Below are 16,600 nucleotides of genomic sequence, written 5' to 3'. Positions count from 1 at the left end.
GCCAGGTCCATGATTACGCGTCACTCGCGGCGCGGGGCCGGGAAATGTGGAGTCGGGCGTAAAGGCCGCCTTCGGATTCCACGCCGCCGGCGTCCACGCCCACACCGGCCAGGGTGTCCAGCACCTGCGACTCCTCGTCCGCGGTCGCGAATCGGCGTTGCCTGAACACCCCGTCGGCGCGGACGGTCTCGTAACCGGCCGCCGCCAGGGTCTCCTCGACCGCGTCGAACGGGAACATCCGCAGCACGAAGTGCGCCATCCACGGCCGGCGCCCGCCTTCCCGGGCGGCGGCGACGATCCGGCCGATCGTCTTTTCGGTGACATAACCGATGCAACCGGTGGAGATCACCAGGTCCGCGGCGGCGAGCCGTTCGCGCTGCGGGCCGGTGGGGTCGTTCTCCTCGAGATCGGCGTGCACGGCGTCGTCGAGGAACCCGGCCCGGACCGCGTACGACAGGGCGGGCTCCGAGGTGTCCAGGCCCACGAAACGAGTGGTCCTCGAACCGGTGCGGGAACGGACCAATTCCCGGTCGCGACGCACCATTTCCTCGGTTCCGGGTTCGGCGGAGCCGGGGCCGCTGTAACGCTCGTAAAGCTCGTCCATCGTCGCGTCGCAGCGCAGCAGTGCGGCGTTGATTCCGTACGAGCAGCCGAGGTCGAGCACCGTCGGATGCCGCACCCCCGTCGCGTCCTTGTATTCCTGGAGGAGCTTGGTGAAATACGGCTTGGCGAGCTGCGGAATGGCGTAGTCGAGTTCGCGGAGCGTGCTGAAGTAGGCGCGTGGATCGGGCTGCGTGTAGATGTGGTCGAGCGAGATCTTGCCGGTGCTGTCGGCGCGCACGGTGGCGTTCCTCTCGGGGAGCAGCTCGGGCGTTGCTGGGCTAGTCGAGGAGGGCGTCGACCCGTACGGCACGGCTCTCGGCGGCCAGATGCTCGGGCAGCACGCGGCCGAAGAGCTGCTTCGTCCGCGCCACGCTGCCGATGACGCCGGGCCGCTCGCTGTAGGCGAAGATCGCCGTGTGGCGCGGTGTCGCGCCCCGGACCGGGCTGACCCGGTGCAGCGAGTAGCGGCCCTTGAAGAGCTGGAGGTCGCCGGGACGGAGGTCGAGCCGCCGGACCAGCCGGCCGCCCCCGCCGTCCAGGACGGCGCGCACGTCTTCGAAATTCTCCGCCTCGGCCGTACGGATGTTCGGGCAGTATTCGAAGGTGCCGCCGTCCTCGGCCCGCTGGGTGAGCATGCTCACGGTGAACTCATTGGTGTCGAAATGCCACGGATGTTCCATACCCGGATCGACGACGTTCAGACACAGCCCTGAGAGCGGGTCGGCGAGCTCGTGCACGCGCTCCAATCCGAAGCAGTCGGCGACGAAACGCTGGAACGGCCGGCTGGAATAGATGCGCTGGACGATGTGCCCGGCGGGGATGAGGTCGCGCGCGACGAAGGCGTTGCCGCGCGCGAACGAAATACGTCCGGGATGGCCGGCGGGCAGCGGCGCGTCCACGGCGATGTTGTAGGCGTTGACGGTCTCGACCTCGAAATGCGCCCGCGGCGCGATGGCCGCGCATTCCTCCCGCAGCGCCCCGCGCGATGCGGGAGGCACGAAATCGGGTAGCACGCTGCAGCCCGATTCCCGCAGTTCGCGGCGGGTGCGGGCCACCACGGCCCGCCATCCTGCGCTTCCCGGGTCGGACAGCGGATAGCGCGCGGTGTTGATCACCTGTTCGACGTCCCGAGCCTCGGGCGTGCCCATGACGATCCTCTCCACCCGCGGGCGCCCGAACAGGAGCCGCCCGCCGTCAAGACCCTCGATCGCGAACAGGCGACGCTGCCTGCGTCAGGAGATCCCGCCCGCAACCGGACGGGAACCCCAGACGGGTTTTAGCACAATCAATGCCGGAAATAATGGCCGAATTTTCCGTGCGGGATTGTCACCGGAAGGCGGGCCGGGCGGGGTGACCTGTGCGTACGGACGCCTCCGCACACGGCCAGTCCGGGCCCCGCCCGGAGGGGATGTGGTCCATATCACCCCCGGGCTCACCCCTCGGTCCAGCGGGGCGTGCCGTCCTCCACGCGCACCGCCGCCCGCGGGACGGGCGCCTTCTCGTACGGCGTCTCCGTCGACCGCGCCTGGCGCGGCGGCACGTGGGAACCCCCGAGCCCCTCGTGGACGCGGCACGCGCAGGACGAGTCGAGCGGCGCCGGGCAGGAGGCCGCCGCCTCCAGCATCGCACCCATGTCGGCGGGGTCGATGCGCCACCACCAGTACATGTCCCAGGACGGGTGGTCGGCCGGATCCCAGCAGTCGTGCGAGTGGTGGACGACCACGCCCCCGGCGCAGGCGCCGCAGCGGCTCACCCGCGTGTAGTCGTGGCCGATGCTGTGCCCCGGGCCGCCGTGCGGGACCCCGCGCTCGGACAGGTTCATCAGCGGTGTGAGGGACGGGCTGTCACAGCATCGGGAGACCATGGTCGATTCTGGCAAGCGGCACCGACAGACCCACCCAAAGCACTACCCCGCGCCCGTCCGCACCTTCTAGTCTCCTGCCGGGGACCACGCAACGTGAACGGTGTGCTTCACCGGGTGGGGAGGAGGCGGTGGACCCGCTCCAGCCGGGCGATCCCGAACGGATCGGCTCCCACCGGCTGCTCGCGCGCCTGGGCGCCGGCGGCATGGGCGTCGTCTACCTGGGCCGGTCGCGCGGCGGCCGGCTGGTCGCCGTCAAGGTCATCCGCAGCCGCTTCACCGGCGACCCCGACTACCGCGCCCGGTTCCGGCGCGAGATCGGCGCCGCCCGCAGGGTGACCGGGACGTTCACCGCGCCGGTGCTGGACGCCGACCCCGACGCGCACGACCCGTGGCTGGTCACCGCGTACCTGCCGGGCCTCACGCTGCGGGACGCCGTCGGCTCCCACGGCCCGATGCCCGCGGACTCGGTGCGCGCGCTGGCGGGCGGGCTCGCCGAGGCGCTCGCGGCCGTCCACGGCGCGGGCGTCGTCCACCGCGACCTGAAGCCGGCGAACGTGATCCTGACCGCCGGAGGGCCCCGGGTCATCGACTTCGGGATCGCGCGGCCGGAGGACGGCACCGCCGTCACCCGGGCCGGGACGCCCATCGGCACCCCCGGATTCATGTCGCCCGAGCAGGTGTCCGGCGAAGAGGTCGGACCGGCCGGCGACGTCTTCATTCTGGGCGCGGTCCTGGCGTACGCGGCGTCCGGGACCGAGCCGTTCGGCAGCGGCTCCGCGCGCTCCCGCCAGTACCGCATCAAGACCGGCCAGGCCGACCTGGACGGCCTCACCGACCCGTGGCTGCGCGCACTGGTCACCGACTGCCTCCACCAGGACCCCGGAAGGCGCCCGACCGCAGCCGCCCTCCTGGAACGGCTCGGCAACGAGGGCGGGCCGCCGCTGCAGGGGACGAGGTGGCTGCCCGCCCCGCTCGCCGAGGAGATCGACCGCCGCACCAACGAGTCCCGCCGCCTCGACGCCACCCCGGTCCCGCCCGCCACCAACGCCGCGTCCGTCCAGGCGGCAGAGCGACCCGGCGCCTTCGCGGTGACGGCGGAGCCGCCCGACGGCATCGGAGGGGCCGCCGAGCCGCCCAGCGCCGATGCGGCGACCGCGGATCCCGCGGACGTACCAGGCTCACCGGCGAGGGCGATGAGCCGTCGCGGGCTCATCGCCGGGGCGGGTGCTCTGGCCGCGGGCGGGCTCGGAGCGGTGCTCTGGAGCCGCAGCCGGGACGACGGTCCGGCGCGGGCGGCCGGGAGCGGCGCGTCGCCGTCGTCCTCGCCGGAAGGGCCGCCGCCGCGCGCCGTCCAGCGCTGGAAGGTGAAGGTGAGCGACTACTACCCGAACCTGATGAGCGCCGGAGGGCTGGTCCTGGCGAAGGGCGACGAGGAGCGCGTGCAGGCCCTCGACCCCCGCACCGGGCGCGTCGTGTGGAAACGCGGTGCGCTCGGGCTGTCCGAGGCCGTGGGGGACGTCGCCTACCTCGTCGACCCGGACACCTGGGACCTCACCGCCGTACGGGCGGCCTCCGGCAGGATCCTCTGGAAACACGACCTGCCGTTCGGGACCATGCCGACCCCCGGGCCCGCGCTCACCGGGCCGGTGGCCTGTTTCGGGCACGGCGACGACAAGCGGGTCCGCGCGCTCGGCGCCCGCGACGGCCGGGTGCGGTGGACGGCCCGCGCCGGCGCCGAGGAGGGCATCGCCGCGGGCGACGGCATCGTCGTCGCCGTCGACACCAAGGTCGTCGGGCTCGACGCCCGCGACGGCCGTACCGCATGGACCCGCGCGATCGACACGGGCCGCTACCCGCACCACGCCGACGGGCTGTTCCTCGTCGCCGACAAGCACGCCACCCTGCACGCCCTGCGCGCCGCCGACGGCCGGGTCGCCTGGCGCAGGCCGGGCGCGGGGTACGGCTTCCGGCTCCAGTCCGGCGGCGGGATGGTCTACACCGACGCGGGCGGCGGGACGGTCCTGGCGCTCCGGACCGCCACCGGCGAGGTCGTCTGGTCGCGCCGCCTCGGCCGGGGCGAGGGCGGCGACTACGGGCGGGGCAACGCGCTCGGCCTGTCCGGCGGCACCCTCCACGTCGGCTGCACCGACCGGAACGTGTACGCGCTCGACCCGGCGACCGGCCGCGTCCGGTGGACCTACGCCGCGGACATGACGCTCAGGTCCGGGCCGGTGGGCATCGGCGGGCTGGCGTTCGTCGCCACCCGGGACGGCCACGTCCACGCCGTCGCCCCGCCCGGCGGCACCACGACCAACGGAGGCGCCCGTGCGGCCCCTTGAACCAGACGACCCGCGTTCCATCGGGACGGCGGAGCGGCGCTACCGCGTCCTGGCCCGGATCGGCTCCGGCGGCATGGGCACGGTCTACTTCGGCCGCTCGGCCGGGGGCCGCGCCGTCGCGGTCAAGCTGGTGCACCCCGAGCTGGCCGGGGACCCCGAGTTCCGCGACCGGTTCCGGCGCGAGGCCGCCGCGGCGCGGGCGGTCGGCGGCGGGTTCACCGCGCCGCTGATCGACGCCGACCCGGACGCGGACGTCCCCTGGCTGGTGACCGAGTTCCTGCCCGCGGTCCCGCTGGGCGAGGCGGTCCGGGACGGCGGCCCGCTGCCGCCCGCGGCGGTGTGGCCGCTGGCAGCCGGGATCGCCGAGGCGCTGGCGGCGATCCACCGGGCCGGGATCGTCCACCGCGATCTGAAGCCCGCCAACGTGCTGCTCACCGCCGACGGCCCGCGCGTGATCGACTTCGGGATCGCCCGCGCGGTGGACGCCGCCACGGTCACCCGGCCGGGGGCCCGGGCCGGTTCGCCCGGTTTCATGTCGCCCGAGCAGGTGGCGGGCGCGGAGGTGGGCCCGGCCGGGGACGTCTTCTCGTTCGGGGCGACGCTGGCGTTCGCGTGCACGGGCGAGGAGCCGTTCGGCGACGGGCCCTGGCACGCCGTGATGCGCCGCATCGAGTCGGAGGAGCCGCGGCTGGACGGCATCGCCGACGCGGGGCTGCGGGAACTGGCCGCGTCCTGCCTGGCCCGCGACCCCGGGCGCCGTCCCAGCGCGGAGGAACTCGCCGAACGGCTGTCGGCGCCGCCGCCCGGTGACGCGTCCTGGCTGCCGCCCCGGGTGGCGGCCGAGATCGGCAGGCGCGCGGGCGAGGCGGAGAACCCGCCCGGCGGCCCGCCCACCGCCGGTGCTCAGCCCGCGACCGGCGCGGCGTGGCGGCGCGGGCGCAGGCTGCCGGCCGTCGGCGCCGTCGCGCTGGCCCTGGTCGCGGGCGGCGTGATCGTGGCCTGGCCGGGGGACGGCGCGCGGCCCGCCGCGTCCGGCACCGTCACGCCGACGGCGTCACCGGTCGTGCGGCAGACGCAGCCGAGCCCCCGCACGCTGGAGTTCTACATCACCGGCGACGTCAGGCTCACCTCCGTGACCTACACCGTGAACGGCCGGGCGACCACACTGAGGAAGGTGAAGCTGCCCTGGCGGCAGGTCGTGCAGGTCCCGCCGCTGCCGCAGCGCAGCAAGTGGCGGCTCCAGTACCGGTTCCCGCCCGGAGAGGTCAGGTGGCGCGTGCTCGTCAACGGGTTCGAGACCTCCAGCGGCGTGGCCGCGGCGGCGGGGCAGTCGGGCCGCGGAGACTACGACGGCACCGGATGAGAAACGTTCCGGGACCCCTCCCGGGCCCGGTGGGTAGCGTGGAGCGGGGGCACGGCCCCCCGGGTGTGCACAAGGAGAGGTGAGCCATGGTCCTGGCGATGCCCAAGCGGTCGAACAAGGTCGACATCCTGCCGAAAGAGGCCGGCAGCCTGGCCCATGGGCTCCCCCCGGCCCAGCCGGGGACGCTGTTCGTCATGGGGCTGAACGGCGGCATGAGCGTCGCGCCGGGCGCGCGCTTCGACCTGCTGTTCGGACGCTGCGAGCCCGACGTCCACGTCTGCGTCGGCGGCAACGACCCGCACGTCAGCAGGCGGCACGGCTACATCACCGCCGAGGGCTCCCGCTGGATCCTGCACAACACCGGCAGGCTGGCGATCCGCTTCCCCGGCTCCCGGCTCGTCCTGGGCGGGCACCGCGCCGAACTGCCCGTCGCGTACACGCCGCTGTTCATCGTCGCCCCCCGGCAGGAGCACCTCCTGGAGGTGCGGATCGCCACGAAGGCGGCGACGCGGAACCGGGCCGAACGGCACGAGGCCGACACCTGCGACGCCGACCAGTGGGAGCTCAGCGACGCCGAGCATCTGGTGCTGGTGTGCCTGAGCCAGCGCTACCTGCGGCAGGAACCGCACCCGCAGCCGCTCACCTGGGCCCAGGTCGCCGACGAGTTGAGCCGCCTCCAGCCCGGGGGGCGGTGGACGAGCAAGCGCGCCGCGCACATCGTCACCGACGTGCGCAAGCGCCTCAGCCCCAAGGTGTACGGCCTGGTCGAGGAGGAGGTCCCGCCGCCGCTCGGCAACACCCTCAACCACAACCTCATCACCGAGCTCCTGGTCACGGCCACCATCGCCCAGTCCGACCTCGCCCTCCTCGACGGCGCCCCGCGCACGAGCGAATCGTGAAGTAAATCAGCCGCTCCATAAAACGCACCGAAAAGAGCACGTCCGCGACCTCATAACCAACGGTTATAGCGGTATGTCTTGGACGCCGTCCGAGAGCGTGCGGCAATGTTCGGGGCACATCCACCTTCTTTCTGGAGGAATTGTGCTCGACATTTCCCGTGCGGCCCTGCCGCGTGCGGCAGGCGCGTCGACCCTGGGTACCGCCGCGCTGGGCCCGGCCACTGCCGCTCCCGGCCGTCGCGAACACCCGCACGTACGGCTGATCCGCGGATATCACACCGCCTATGCGGCGGGCGACCTCGACGCCCTGCGCGACCGTTTCTCCGCCTCCGGCATCGAATGGACGACCATCGACCGGCCGGCCCGCCGGTGATCGCCCCCGCCGAAGGAGGAAACGCCGTGAACGAGCACACCGCCGAGCCCGCGTCGTCCGGGCAGGAGTCGTCCAGGTCGCGGCGGAGCCTGCTGGCCGCCGGGGCGATCGGCGCCGCCGGGCTGGCCGCCGTGCCGCTGACCGCCCGGACCGCCGCCGCCAACACCCAGAACCCGCCCGCCCCGGCCACCGGCCGCGCGAACCCCGATGGCCGCTTCGCCGGAAAGGTAGTCCTGATCACCGGCGCCACCTCCGGCATCGGCCAGGCCACCGCGTACGAGATAGCGCGGGAGGGCGCCCGGGTCGTGTTCTGCGGCCGCCGCGCCGAACTCGGCCGCCGCCACGAGCGCGAGATCCGCGGTTTCGGCGGCGACGCCCTGTACGTGCGGGCCGACGTCACCCGCGAGTCCGACGTGCGCGCCCTGGTCGAGGCGTGCGTCCGCCGGCACGGCCGCATCGACATCGCCTTCAACAACGCCGGGATCGAGAGCCCCCGCTCGGCGCCCCTGCACGAGCAGACGCTGGGCGACTTCGAGCAGGTCTGGCGCACCAACACCGCCGGGACGTTCCTGTCGATGAAGTACGAGATCCCGCACATGCTGCGCCGCGAGCGGGGTGTCATCATCAACACCGCGTCCATCTCGGCCGAGGTGGGCTTCGCGACGATCGCCCCGTACAACGCCAGCAAGCACGGCGTGGCCTCGCTCACCAAGGTCGCGGCGCTGGAGTACGCCGCCCGCAACATCCGCGTCAACGCCCTGGCGCCCGGCGCGGTCGACACCCCGATGCTGCGCCGCGCCGCCGAGGCGTTCGGCATGACCTACGAGCAGATCGCCCAGGACTACCCGATCAGGAGGATCGTCCAGCCGCAGGAGATGGCCCGCGTGGTGATGTTCCTCGCCTCGGACGACGCCACCGCCGTCCTGGGCACCGACATCGACGCCTCCGGCGGCTACCTCACCGGCTGATCGCGCGGGGCGGCTCAGGCCGGGACGAGCGCGCGGGCGGTGGCCAGGAGATTGGTCAGTGCGGGGGAGGGCGCGGCCGGGTGCCAGGCGAGGGAGAGTGCGGAGGTGACCGTGCGCGGGGTGACCGGGACGAACGCCACGTCCTCGCGACGCAGCCTGGCGACCGAGTCGGGCACCAGGGAGACGCCCAGCCCGGCCGCGACCATGCCCACGATCGTCTGCATCTGGACGGCCTCCTGGCCCAGGGCGGGGACGAAGCCGGCGCGCCTGCACAGCGCGGTGATCTGGTCGTGCAGGCCGGGCCCGGCGGGACGGGGGAACAGCACGAACGACTCGGCCGCCAGCTCGGAGATCGCGACGCGGCGGCGGCCGGCCAGGGCGTGGCCCGCGGGCAGGGCGGCGACCAGCGGTTCCGTGCCGAGGGCGAGGAGCTGCAGGTCGCGGGCGGCCTCCCCGGCCAGCGGCGGGCGCAGCAGCCCGGCGTCCAGCTCGCCGCTGAGGAGCCGGGCGGCCTGCTCGGCGGTCGTCATCTCGCGCAGCGTGAGGTCCACGCCGGGATGGCGGCCGCGGAACGCCCGCACCAGCCGGGGGAGCGCGGCGAACGCGGCCGACCCGACCAGGCCGATCACCAGGTGGCCGGTGTCGCCGCGTCCGGCGGCCTGGGCCGACAGGCGGGCGCGGTCGGCGGCGGCCAGCACCCCGCGCGCCTCGGCGACGAACGCCTCCCCGGCGGGTGTGAGGGTGACGCGGCGGGAGCTGCGGTGGAACAGCCGCACCCCCAGCTCTTCTTCGAGGGCCTTGATCTGCTGGCTCAGCGGGGGCTGGGCCATGTTCAGGGACCGGGCGGCGCGGCCGAAGTGCAGCGCGTCGGCCACCGCCACGGCGCAGCGCAGGTGCCGCAGTTCCACGGGCGGGCTCCCTTCCGGCGATATGAGATCAGTATCGTCGAGCATCGATCCATCTATTCGATTGGATCGTCGGGTGGGCCGTTCGGCAGGCTGCGAGGAGATCCGCCGACGACGAACGGGGCCGAGAGATGGCTGACGTACCGCCCACCCGCCGCCAGGTGGCCCGCTTCGGGGCCGCACTGGGCGCCCTCCCGCTCCTTTCCGGCCTGGCCGCACCGGCGGCCCGCGCCGAAGCCCGCTCGGGCGGCGGTGTGCGCCGGAGCCGGTGGCAGGCGCCGAGCGACCGCGGCGTCCGCGTCGCCGTCCGGGAGGTCTGGCACACCCGGGCCTTCGACCGCGACCTGCCGCAGGTCGTCCTGCTGCACGGCGCGCGGGTCCCCGGCGCCGCCAGCTTCGACCTGCCCGTGGACGGCGGGTCGCTGGCGCACGACCTGGCCGCGGCCGGGCACCGGGTCCACATCATGGACGCCCGCGGCTACGGGGACTCCACGCGCCCGCCCGCGATGGACCGTCCAGCCCGGGAGAATCCGCCGCTGGCCGTGGGGACGGAGGTCGTCCGCGACATCGCCGCGGTCGTGGACCAGGTGCGGCACCGCAGCGGGCGCCGGGTCTCGCTGGTCGGCTGGGCGACCGGCGGGCACTGGCTCGGCTGGTACGCCGCGCGGCACCCGGCGGCGGTCGGCCACCTCGTGATCTACAACAGCCTGTACGGGGAGGTCGACGGCCATCCCACGCTGGGCCGCGGGACCGACTACGAGGACCCCGAGCGGCCCGGAGAGTTCAACGCCGCCCTCTTCGGCGCGTACCGGTTCAGCACGGGGGCGTCGCTGCTGCCGAGCTGGGACAACAGCATTCCGGTGGACGACAAGAGCCGGTGGCGCGATCCGGAGGTCGTCGAGTCCTACGTGCGGGAGGCCCTGGCGAGCGACCCGACGTCCGGGGACCGCGAGCCGCCGAGCTTCCGCGCTCCCACGGGCGCCCTCTCCGACAGCTTCTACCTGGCCACCGGCCGCAAACTCTGGAACGCCCGCGGAATCAGGGCGAGGACGCTGGTGCTGCGCAGCGAGTTCGACTTCTGGAGCCGTGCCGAGGACGTGCCGACGCTGCGCGCCGACCTGGTGAACGCGGCGAGGGTGCGGACCGTGGAACTGGCCGGTGCCACCCACTACGCCCATCTGGACCGCGTGGACAAGGGCCGCGGCCAGTTCCTGGAGGAGGTGCTGGCCTGGCTCAGGCGCTGATCACGAGGAGGGCGGGGGCGTCAGAGCTTGCGGGCGCCGATGGCCCGCATGATCGTGGGCCAGTTCTCGTGCATCTCCCGCTTCCAGTAGCCCCAGGTGTGCGAGCCGCGGCCGTAGAAGTCGGAGGTGACCGGGACGCCGGCGGCCCTGGCCCGCGCGACGAAGTCCCGATTGGTGCGCTCGACCTGGGACTCGCTCAGGTAGCGGATGTCCCAGGGGGCGTGGCCGCCCTTGTCGAGGGGGCCCGCCGAGCCGTTGCCCGAGGACACGTACACGCCTGTGCCGCGCAGGTTCCCCGCGAGGGTGGCGGGGTCGTGCGCCGCCCAGTTGGCGCGGTCGCGCACCGGGTCGCCCCAGATGTCGTTGGCGTTCTGCCCGGCCCGCGTGTTGATGAACAGCAGCAGGGCCGGGATGCCGGGCGAGAGCATCGACAGGACCCCGCTGTAGGCGGCGGCGTACTTGTACATGCCCGGGTGGCGCGCCGCGTAGGTCATCGCGCCCTGCGCCCCGGAGGAGATCCCCATGGCCGCGCGGGCCGCGCCGGCGCGGAAGTTGCGTTCGAGGAGCTGGCGCACTTCCTGGGTGTGGAAGGTCTCCCACTTGGGGGTTCCGCCCCGGCCGCCGTTGTGCCAGTCGGCGTACGAGCCGTTGAGGCCCTCGGGCATGGCCACGAGCACGTCGTAGGCGGCGGCGACCTTGGCGATGTCGGTGCTGCGGGTCCAGGAGATGTAGGTGTCGTTGCCGCCGTGGAAGGCGTAGACGGTCGGCCAGGTGCGGGTGGACGAGGTGCTCCAGGTCCGGGGGACCAGCACCCTGACCTTCTGGGTGGAGCCGAGCGCGGGGGAGGAGATCGAGACGTCCGCCCGGGTCTTGCCGCTCCACTTCACGGCGGTGATGCGGGCGCCGTTGTCGGCCGGGACGTTGTAGCCGGACGGCTTGGCGGGGCTCGATGATCTACCGCCGCCTCCCTGCCCGGTCCTGGGAGTGTCGATGTCGGGGAGCGTCCCGGAGTTGCGTCCCGCCGGGACGGGCGGGACCGGGCCGTCGGTGGGCGTGGGGCTCGCGGGCCCCTCCACGCCTCCCGCGGCGGGGGACGCTCCGGGCTGTCCCGTGGTGCCGGCCGGTTCGTCCTTCGTCAAGGGCATCAGCACCAGGACCGTGGGCACCACCGCCACGGCGACGATGCTCCCGACCCCGATCCAGCGATCCAGCTGCTCGCGCACGGAACCCCACCTTTCAGTGGGGAAACTTTACTTGCGCACTGGTCCCATTGGCGAGCACTTTGCTCAGGAATGTCGAGCTTGTACCACTCGAAGCTGGATAAGGGGTTTATCGGAGTTCTTTCGGGGCACTCGCCTGCGGGTTCGCGGTCATCCCCGCGATCACCCTGCGCTCATCCCTCGGCTCATCCCTCCGCGCGGCGGGCTTCTGGGACGTGGGCACCGTGGTCGGCGGACCGGTCGGTGTGCGGGGCGTCGTCGGTCGCGGTGCGCGGCCGGGGCCAGGCGTCGATCCGGGTACGGCGGGGGTTGGCCAGCGAGGTGCGCATTCTGTCTACTTCCTCCGTCTTGGTCATGTTCAGTGCGTTGCACGGTGATTCCACTCAGTTGTAACGCGACAGGCCCGCGAACCTTGCCAGAAGGTTTTCCCTGTTTCCGTAAACACCTCTTTGCCCAGGCCGCAATCCGGTCAACGTCCCGCCAAAGCGCCGTCCACGCCCGCCCCCGGCGGCCCCGGCGCCCGGCGCGGATACCGACTTTGGTGGGTGCCGGGGCCGGGCCGGCCCTGGCTAGCGTGTGGCCGGTGAAACGGTGTTCGGGCAGAAGAGCCGAGGTCATCTTCCTCCTCGGCGTCATGGGAACCCTCGTCGGGCTCACGCTCCTGGCGCGCCACCAGGCCGGCGACCTGATCGTGCTGGACCTCGTCGCCGGGATCGCGGGCTGGCTGGCCGCTCCGATCGCGCTCTGGCGCCCCGTGACCGGAACCCTCGGGCTCACCGTCCTGGCGGTGCTCTCCCCGGCCGCCACCCCGCCGGCCACGTTCGGGGCGCTGCAGGTCGCCCAGCGGCGCGACGGGCGGATCGCGATCGCCGTGGCCGCCGCCGGGATCGCGGCGCACGCCGTCCAGGGCCTCTGGCGGCCCAACGGCGGGATCTCCTTCGGCTGGTGGCTGCTCCTGGTCACCCTCGCCTACGGCGCGCTGATCGCCTGGGGCGCCCGGACCCGGGCCCGCCGGGCGCTGCTGGAGTCGCTGCGCGAGCGGGCCCGCCGCGCCGAGGCCGAGCAGGGCCGCCGGGTCGCCGAGGCGCGGATGCTGGAACGCACCATGATCGCCCGCGAGATGCACGACGTCCTGGCGCACCGGCTGTCGCTGCTGGCCACCTACGCCGGCGCCCTGGAGTACCGCCCCGACGCCCCGCCCGAGAAGCTGGCGCACGCCGCCGGGGTGATCCGCGCCGGGGTGCACCAGGCCCTCGACGAGCTCCGCGACGTGATCATCGTGCTGCGCGAGGAGGACTCCGGCGGCGCGGGCGAGCGGCCGCAGCCCCTGCTGGCCGACGTCCCGCGGCTGGTCGGCGAGGCCCGCGAGGCCGGCGGCGAGATCCGGCTGCGGAACGGGGTGGACGGCTCCGGCGAGCCGCCCGCCGCCGTCGGCCGCACCGCCTACCGGGTCGTCCAGGAGGCGCTGACCAACGCCCGCAAGCACGCCGCGGGCCGCCCGGTGGCGGTCCGGCTGGACGGGCGGCCCGGCGACGGCCTGATCATCGACGTCCGCAACCCGCTCCCGCCGCCGGACGGCGACGGCCCGGACGGCCCGGACGGCAAGGCCGGCGCGCCGCTCGCGCCCGGCAGCGGCACCGGCCTGGTCGGGCTGACCGAGCGGGTGCGGCTGGCCGGAGGACGGCTCGACCACGGGACCGCGGGCGGCGAGTTCCGCCTGGAGGCGTGGCTACCATGGCCGGCGTGAACCCTCCCCTGCGCGTGCTCATCGTGGACGACGAGGACCTGGTCCGGGGCGGGCTGACCATGATGCTGGACGGCGTCCACGGCATCGCGGTGGTGGGCGAGGCCGCCGACGGCGACGAGGTGCCCGCCGCCGCCGACGCGCACGCCCCCGACGTGGTCCTCATGGACCTGCGGATGCCGCGGGTGGACGGCATCACCGCCACCCGCAGGCTGCGGCTCCGGCGCGACCCGCCCGAGGTGATCGTGCTGACCACGTTCGACGCCGACGAGGACATCCTGCGGGCGCTGCGCGCCGGGGCGAGCGGGTACCTGCTCAAGGACACCCCGCCGGCCCGGATCGTGCAGGCGGTGCACTCCGTCGCGGCCGGCGAGCCGATCCTGTCGCCCGGGATCACCCGCCGGCTGATGGACCGCGCGCTCACCCGGGCGGGCGCCTACGAGCGGGCCCGGGACGCCCTGGCCGCGCTGAGCCCGCGCGAGAACGACGTGGTGGTGGCCGTGGCGCAGGGGCGGTCCAACGCCGACATCGCCGCCGAGCTCCACATGAGCGTGGCCACGGTCAAGGCCCACGTGTCCAACGTGCTCGACAAGCTCCACCTCGACAACCGCACCCAGATCGCCCTGCTCGCCCACGACGCCGGCATGGCCTGATGGGAGCTGACCCCCGGAGCGCTCCCGGAAGGGCTACGCGGTGGAGGGCAGCCAGGTGCGCGCCGCCGACACCAGCGCGGCGACCCCGGTCTCCAGCGTCGGCTCGACCACCGGGGCGAACAGCGGGGAGTGGTTGGACGGCAGCCCCCGCACGATCCGCTCGATGTCGGCGATCGAGGCGGCCATCGCGAACGCCGCGGGGTCGGCGCCGCCCAGCAGCCAGTAGACGCACGGCGCCCCGGCGGCGGTGGCGAGATGGCCCACGTCCTCGCTGCCGGTGACCGGGCCGGGGTCGTGCACCAGCCCGGGGCCGAGGTCGGTGTCGAAGCCGCGCCTGGTGAACGCGCACGCCTCGGGGTCGTTCACCACCGCGGGGAAGGACTCGATCACCGTGACCTCGGGGGCCTGCGGGGCGCCGGAGGCGGCGGCCTCGGCCCGCACGATCCGCTCGATCGCGGCCAGGACCCGCTCGCGCACCGCGGTGTCGAAGGTCCGCACGCTCAGCAGCATCTCGGCGTCGTCGGGGATGACGTTCTCCCGGGCCCCGGCGCGCAGCGACCCGACCGTGACCACGGCGGTCTCGGACGCGGCCACCTCGCGCGCCGCGATGCCCTGCAGCCGCATCACCGTCGCCGCGGCCATCACCACCGGGTCGACCGCGGTCTCCGGCCGCGACCCGTGCCCGCCGCGCCCGTGCAGCACGACCCGCAGCGCGTCGGACGCGGCGAACGCCGGGCCGGGCCGCAGCGCCAGCACCCCGGCGGGCAGCGGCGCCACATGCTGGCCCAGCACCACCGCCGGGCGGTCGAACCGCTCGAACAGCCCGTCGTCGATCATGGCGCGGGCGCCGCGTCCGGCCTCCTCGGCGGGCTGGAACACCAGCAGCAGCGTGCCCTGCCAGCCGGAGCGGTCGCCGGCCAGGACCGCCGCCGCGCCCAGCAGGCAGGTCACGTGCACGTCGTGGCCGCAGGCGTGCATGACCGGCACCTCGCGGCCGTCGGCGTCGATGGTGCGGGCGGCGCTGGCGTAGGGGAGCCCGGTCCGCTCCTGGACGGGGAGGGCGTCCATGTCGGCGCGGAGCAGCGCCGCCGGGCCGGGCCCGTTGCGCAGGACGCCGACGACGCCGGTTCCGCCGACCCCGGCGGTGGTGTCGTAGCCGAGCTCGCGCAGGCGGGCGGCGACGATCCCGGCCGTGCGGGTCTCCTGGAAGGCGAGCTCGGGATGGGCGTGCAGGTCCTCGTAGAGGCCGGCCAGCCCGGCGAGATCGGTTCCGTCGCGCCCTGCCATGCCCGACCGCCTTCCGTAGCCGTCCGTGCCCATCCTATGACTCGGCGCGTTCTCCCTGGTCGGAGAGGGGGACGCTGGACGCCCGCCGCACCAGTTCGGGGGCCAGCCGGCGGGACCGGGCGGGCCTGCCCTCGATCAGCTTGACGATGGCGGCCGCGGCGCCGCGTCCCATCTCCCGCATCGGCGACCGGACGGTGGTGAGCGACACCGGGAGGTCGGCGGCGATGGACACGTCGTTGTACCCGACCACCGAGACGTCCTCGCCGACCCGCAGGCCGGCCTCGCGGATCGCGCCCATCGCGCCGATGGCGGCGAAGTCGTTCACCGCGTAGATGGCGGTCGGCCGCGGGTCGAGGGCGAGCAGCGCCTCGGCCATGCGCCGTCCGCCCTCGGCGTCGAACGGCGAGTGCAGCACGTGGTCGTCGGGGACGGGCACGCCCGCGGCCGCGTACACCTCGCGGAACCCCCGGGTGCGCTCGATGCCGGTGGAGGCGTACGGCCGCCCGGCGATGACGCCGACCCGGCGGTGCCCCAGCTCCAGCAGGTGCCGCCCGGCCAGCCGGCCGCCGTCGAGGTCGTCGCAGGTGACGGAGGTGACGCCGGGGAGCCGCCGGGACGTGAGGACCACCTTGGCGCCGCTGTCGACCAGCCCGTGCACCAGGCCGGAGTCGGTCCGGGCGTCGCCCAGGATGAGGCCGTCCACCCGCATGCCCAGCAGCGTCTCGGTGCGCAGCCGCTGGGTCTCGATGTCGTCGCCGCTGTTGGCGACCACGGCCTGGTATCCGGCCGCGGCGGCGCCCTCCTCGATGCCCTCGTAGATCGTGGCCAGCACCAGGTCGGTGAGCCGCGGCACCACCACGCCGATCATGCGGGACCGGCCGGTGCGCAGGCTGGTGGCCGCCGGGTGGGGGAGGTAGCCGAGGTCGGCGGCCACCCGCCTGATCCGCTCGGCGGTCTCCTCGCCCACTCCCTCGCTGCCCCGCAGGGCGCGCGAGACGGTCGTGGTGTGCACGCCGGCGGCGCGCGCCACGTCGGACAGGCGCGGTCGGTCGGCCAAGTGGATCTCCTCCGGGTCGGGTCCCTCCACATTGTGGCGGACGGGCGGGTCGCCGGTGTTAAACCGCCGCATTCTCGGGAA

Annotated in this window: 16 protein-coding genes; 8 read left to right on the top strand and 8 right to left on the bottom strand. The window is 74.3% G+C overall.

Annotated elements, in window-relative coordinates; translation table 11 throughout:
- Window positions 1-13: 13 nt before the first annotated feature.
- From ACFPZN_RS02925 to ACFPZN_RS02915, 3 genes are all read right to left on the bottom strand, one after another.
- The gene (locus ACFPZN_RS02925) at window positions 14-841 is read right to left on the bottom strand and encodes a class I SAM-dependent methyltransferase (RefSeq protein ID WP_378279842.1); all 828 of its coding nucleotides are present in this window, start codon (window positions 839-841) and stop codon (window positions 14-16) included.
- 40 nt (window positions 842-881) lie between these two features.
- Complete coding sequence (locus ACFPZN_RS02920) at window positions 882-1,751, bottom strand: HalD/BesD family halogenase (RefSeq protein ID WP_378279840.1); 870 nt, start codon at window positions 1,749-1,751, stop codon at window positions 882-884.
- Window positions 1,752-2,035: 284 nt separating this feature from the next.
- Window positions 2,036-2,425 (bottom strand): hypothetical protein, encoded by a 390-nt coding sequence (locus tag ACFPZN_RS02915; RefSeq protein WP_378279838.1) that lies wholly within the window; start codon window positions 2,423-2,425, stop codon window positions 2,036-2,038.
- Window positions 2,426-2,595: 170 nt separating this feature from the next.
- Between ACFPZN_RS02915 and ACFPZN_RS02910 the strand changes: the two genes are divergently transcribed.
- The 5 genes from ACFPZN_RS02910 (at window position 2,596) to ACFPZN_RS02890 (ending at window position 8,409) form a co-directional block, all read left to right on the top strand.
- On the top strand, window positions 2,596-4,806 hold the full coding sequence (locus tag ACFPZN_RS02910; protein WP_378279836.1) for a protein kinase domain-containing protein: 2,211 nt from the start codon (window positions 2,596-2,598) through the stop codon (window positions 4,804-4,806).
- Window positions 4,793-6,169: a serine/threonine-protein kinase gene (locus ACFPZN_RS02905; protein WP_378279835.1), complete on the top strand. Its 1,377-nt coding sequence runs from the start codon at window positions 4,793-4,795 to the stop codon at window positions 6,167-6,169. Before ACFPZN_RS02910 ends, ACFPZN_RS02905 begins: the two co-directional genes overlap by 14 nt.
- 86 nt (window positions 6,170-6,255) lie before the next feature.
- Window positions 6,256-7,068: an FHA domain-containing protein gene (locus tag ACFPZN_RS02900; protein ID WP_378279833.1), complete on the top strand. Its 813-nt coding sequence runs from the start codon at window positions 6,256-6,258 to the stop codon at window positions 7,066-7,068.
- Between the two features lie 142 nt (window positions 7,069-7,210).
- Window positions 7,211-7,441, top strand: a complete 231-nt coding sequence (locus ACFPZN_RS02895; RefSeq protein WP_378279831.1) for a hypothetical protein — start codon at window positions 7,211-7,213, stop codon at window positions 7,439-7,441.
- A 26-nt stretch (window positions 7,442-7,467) separates the two neighbouring features.
- Window positions 7,468-8,409 carry an SDR family NAD(P)-dependent oxidoreductase gene (locus ACFPZN_RS02890; RefSeq protein ID WP_378279829.1) on the top strand — a complete coding sequence of 314 codons (942 nt, stop codon included), beginning with the start codon at window positions 7,468-7,470 and terminating at the stop codon, window positions 8,407-8,409.
- A 14-nt stretch (window positions 8,410-8,423) separates the two neighbouring features.
- Here ACFPZN_RS02890 and ACFPZN_RS02885 read toward each other — a convergent pair whose 3' ends face one another.
- Complete coding sequence (locus ACFPZN_RS02885; protein WP_378279827.1) at window positions 8,424-9,317, bottom strand: LysR family transcriptional regulator; 894 nt, start codon at window positions 9,315-9,317, stop codon at window positions 8,424-8,426.
- Window positions 9,318-9,445: 128 nt separating this feature from the next.
- Between ACFPZN_RS02885 and ACFPZN_RS02880 the strand changes: the two genes are divergently transcribed.
- Window positions 9,446-10,558, top strand: a complete 1,113-nt coding sequence (locus ACFPZN_RS02880; RefSeq protein WP_378279825.1) for an alpha/beta hydrolase — start codon at window positions 9,446-9,448, stop codon at window positions 10,556-10,558.
- 20 nt (window positions 10,559-10,578) lie between these two features.
- Here the strand turns inward: ACFPZN_RS02880 and ACFPZN_RS02875 are convergent, their stop codons facing one another.
- Window positions 10,579-11,781, bottom strand: coding sequence for an alpha/beta hydrolase (locus ACFPZN_RS02875; protein ID WP_378279823.1), 1,203 nt, complete (start codon window positions 11,779-11,781; stop codon window positions 10,579-10,581).
- Window positions 11,782-11,963: 182 nt separating this feature from the next.
- Window positions 11,964-12,134: a hypothetical protein gene (locus tag ACFPZN_RS02870; RefSeq protein WP_378279822.1), complete on the bottom strand. Its 171-nt coding sequence runs from the start codon at window positions 12,132-12,134 to the stop codon at window positions 11,964-11,966.
- Between the two features lie 227 nt (window positions 12,135-12,361).
- Between ACFPZN_RS02870 and ACFPZN_RS02865 the strand changes: the two genes are divergently transcribed.
- Window positions 12,362-13,525 carry a sensor histidine kinase gene (locus ACFPZN_RS02865; RefSeq protein WP_378279820.1) on the top strand — a complete coding sequence of 388 codons (1,164 nt, stop codon included), beginning with the start codon at window positions 12,362-12,364 and terminating at the stop codon, window positions 13,523-13,525.
- The gene (locus ACFPZN_RS02860; protein ID WP_378279818.1) at window positions 13,513-14,175 is read left to right on the top strand and encodes a response regulator; all 663 of its coding nucleotides are present in this window, start codon (window positions 13,513-13,515) and stop codon (window positions 14,173-14,175) included. The genes ACFPZN_RS02865 and ACFPZN_RS02860 overlap by 13 nt, the downstream gene beginning before the upstream one ends.
- A 33-nt stretch (window positions 14,176-14,208) precedes the next feature.
- Here the strand turns inward: ACFPZN_RS02860 and ACFPZN_RS02855 are convergent, their stop codons facing one another.
- Complete coding sequence (locus tag ACFPZN_RS02855) at window positions 14,209-15,462, bottom strand: amidohydrolase (protein ID WP_378279816.1); 1,254 nt, start codon at window positions 15,460-15,462, stop codon at window positions 14,209-14,211.
- Window positions 15,463-15,496: 34 nt separating this feature from the next.
- Window positions 15,497-16,519 (bottom strand): LacI family DNA-binding transcriptional regulator, encoded by a 1,023-nt coding sequence (locus ACFPZN_RS02850; RefSeq protein ID WP_378279815.1) that lies wholly within the window; start codon window positions 16,517-16,519, stop codon window positions 15,497-15,499.
- Window positions 16,520-16,600: the final 81 nt, after the last annotated feature.

The organism is Actinomadura rugatobispora, assembly GCF_042656285.1.
GTDB lineage: Bacteria > Actinomycetota > Actinomycetes > Streptosporangiales > Streptosporangiaceae > Spirillospora > Spirillospora rugatobispora.
Note: the sequence above shows the minus strand (reverse complement) of the source record. Positions and strands in the feature narration are given on the sequence as shown.

What these genes read in the sequence shown, in the direction of transcription:
- ACFPZN_RS02880 (WP_378279825.1), top strand. Translation starts at nt 9,446, where the DNA reads ATGGCTGACGTACCGCCCACCCGCCGCCAGGTGGCCCGCTTCGGGGCC.
- ACFPZN_RS02920 (WP_378279840.1), bottom strand. Translation starts at nt 1,751, where the DNA reads ATGGGCACGCCCGAGGCTCGGGACGTCGAACAGGTGATCAACACCGCG.
- ACFPZN_RS02855 (WP_378279816.1), bottom strand. Translation starts at nt 15,462, where the DNA reads ATGGCAGGGCGCGACGGAACCGATCTCGCCGGGCTGGCCGGCCTCTAC.
- ACFPZN_RS02915 (WP_378279838.1), bottom strand. Translation starts at nt 2,425, where the DNA reads ATGAACCTGTCCGAGCGCGGGGTCCCGCACGGCGGCCCGGGGCACAGC.
- ACFPZN_RS02860 (WP_378279818.1), top strand. Translation starts at nt 13,513, where the DNA reads ATGGCCGGCGTGAACCCTCCCCTGCGCGTGCTCATCGTGGACGACGAG.
- ACFPZN_RS02900 (WP_378279833.1), top strand. Translation starts at nt 6,256, where the DNA reads ATGGTCCTGGCGATGCCCAAGCGGTCGAACAAGGTCGACATCCTGCCG.
- ACFPZN_RS02870 (WP_378279822.1), bottom strand. Translation starts at nt 12,134, where the DNA reads ATGACCAAGACGGAGGAAGTAGACAGAATGCGCACCTCGCTGGCCAAC.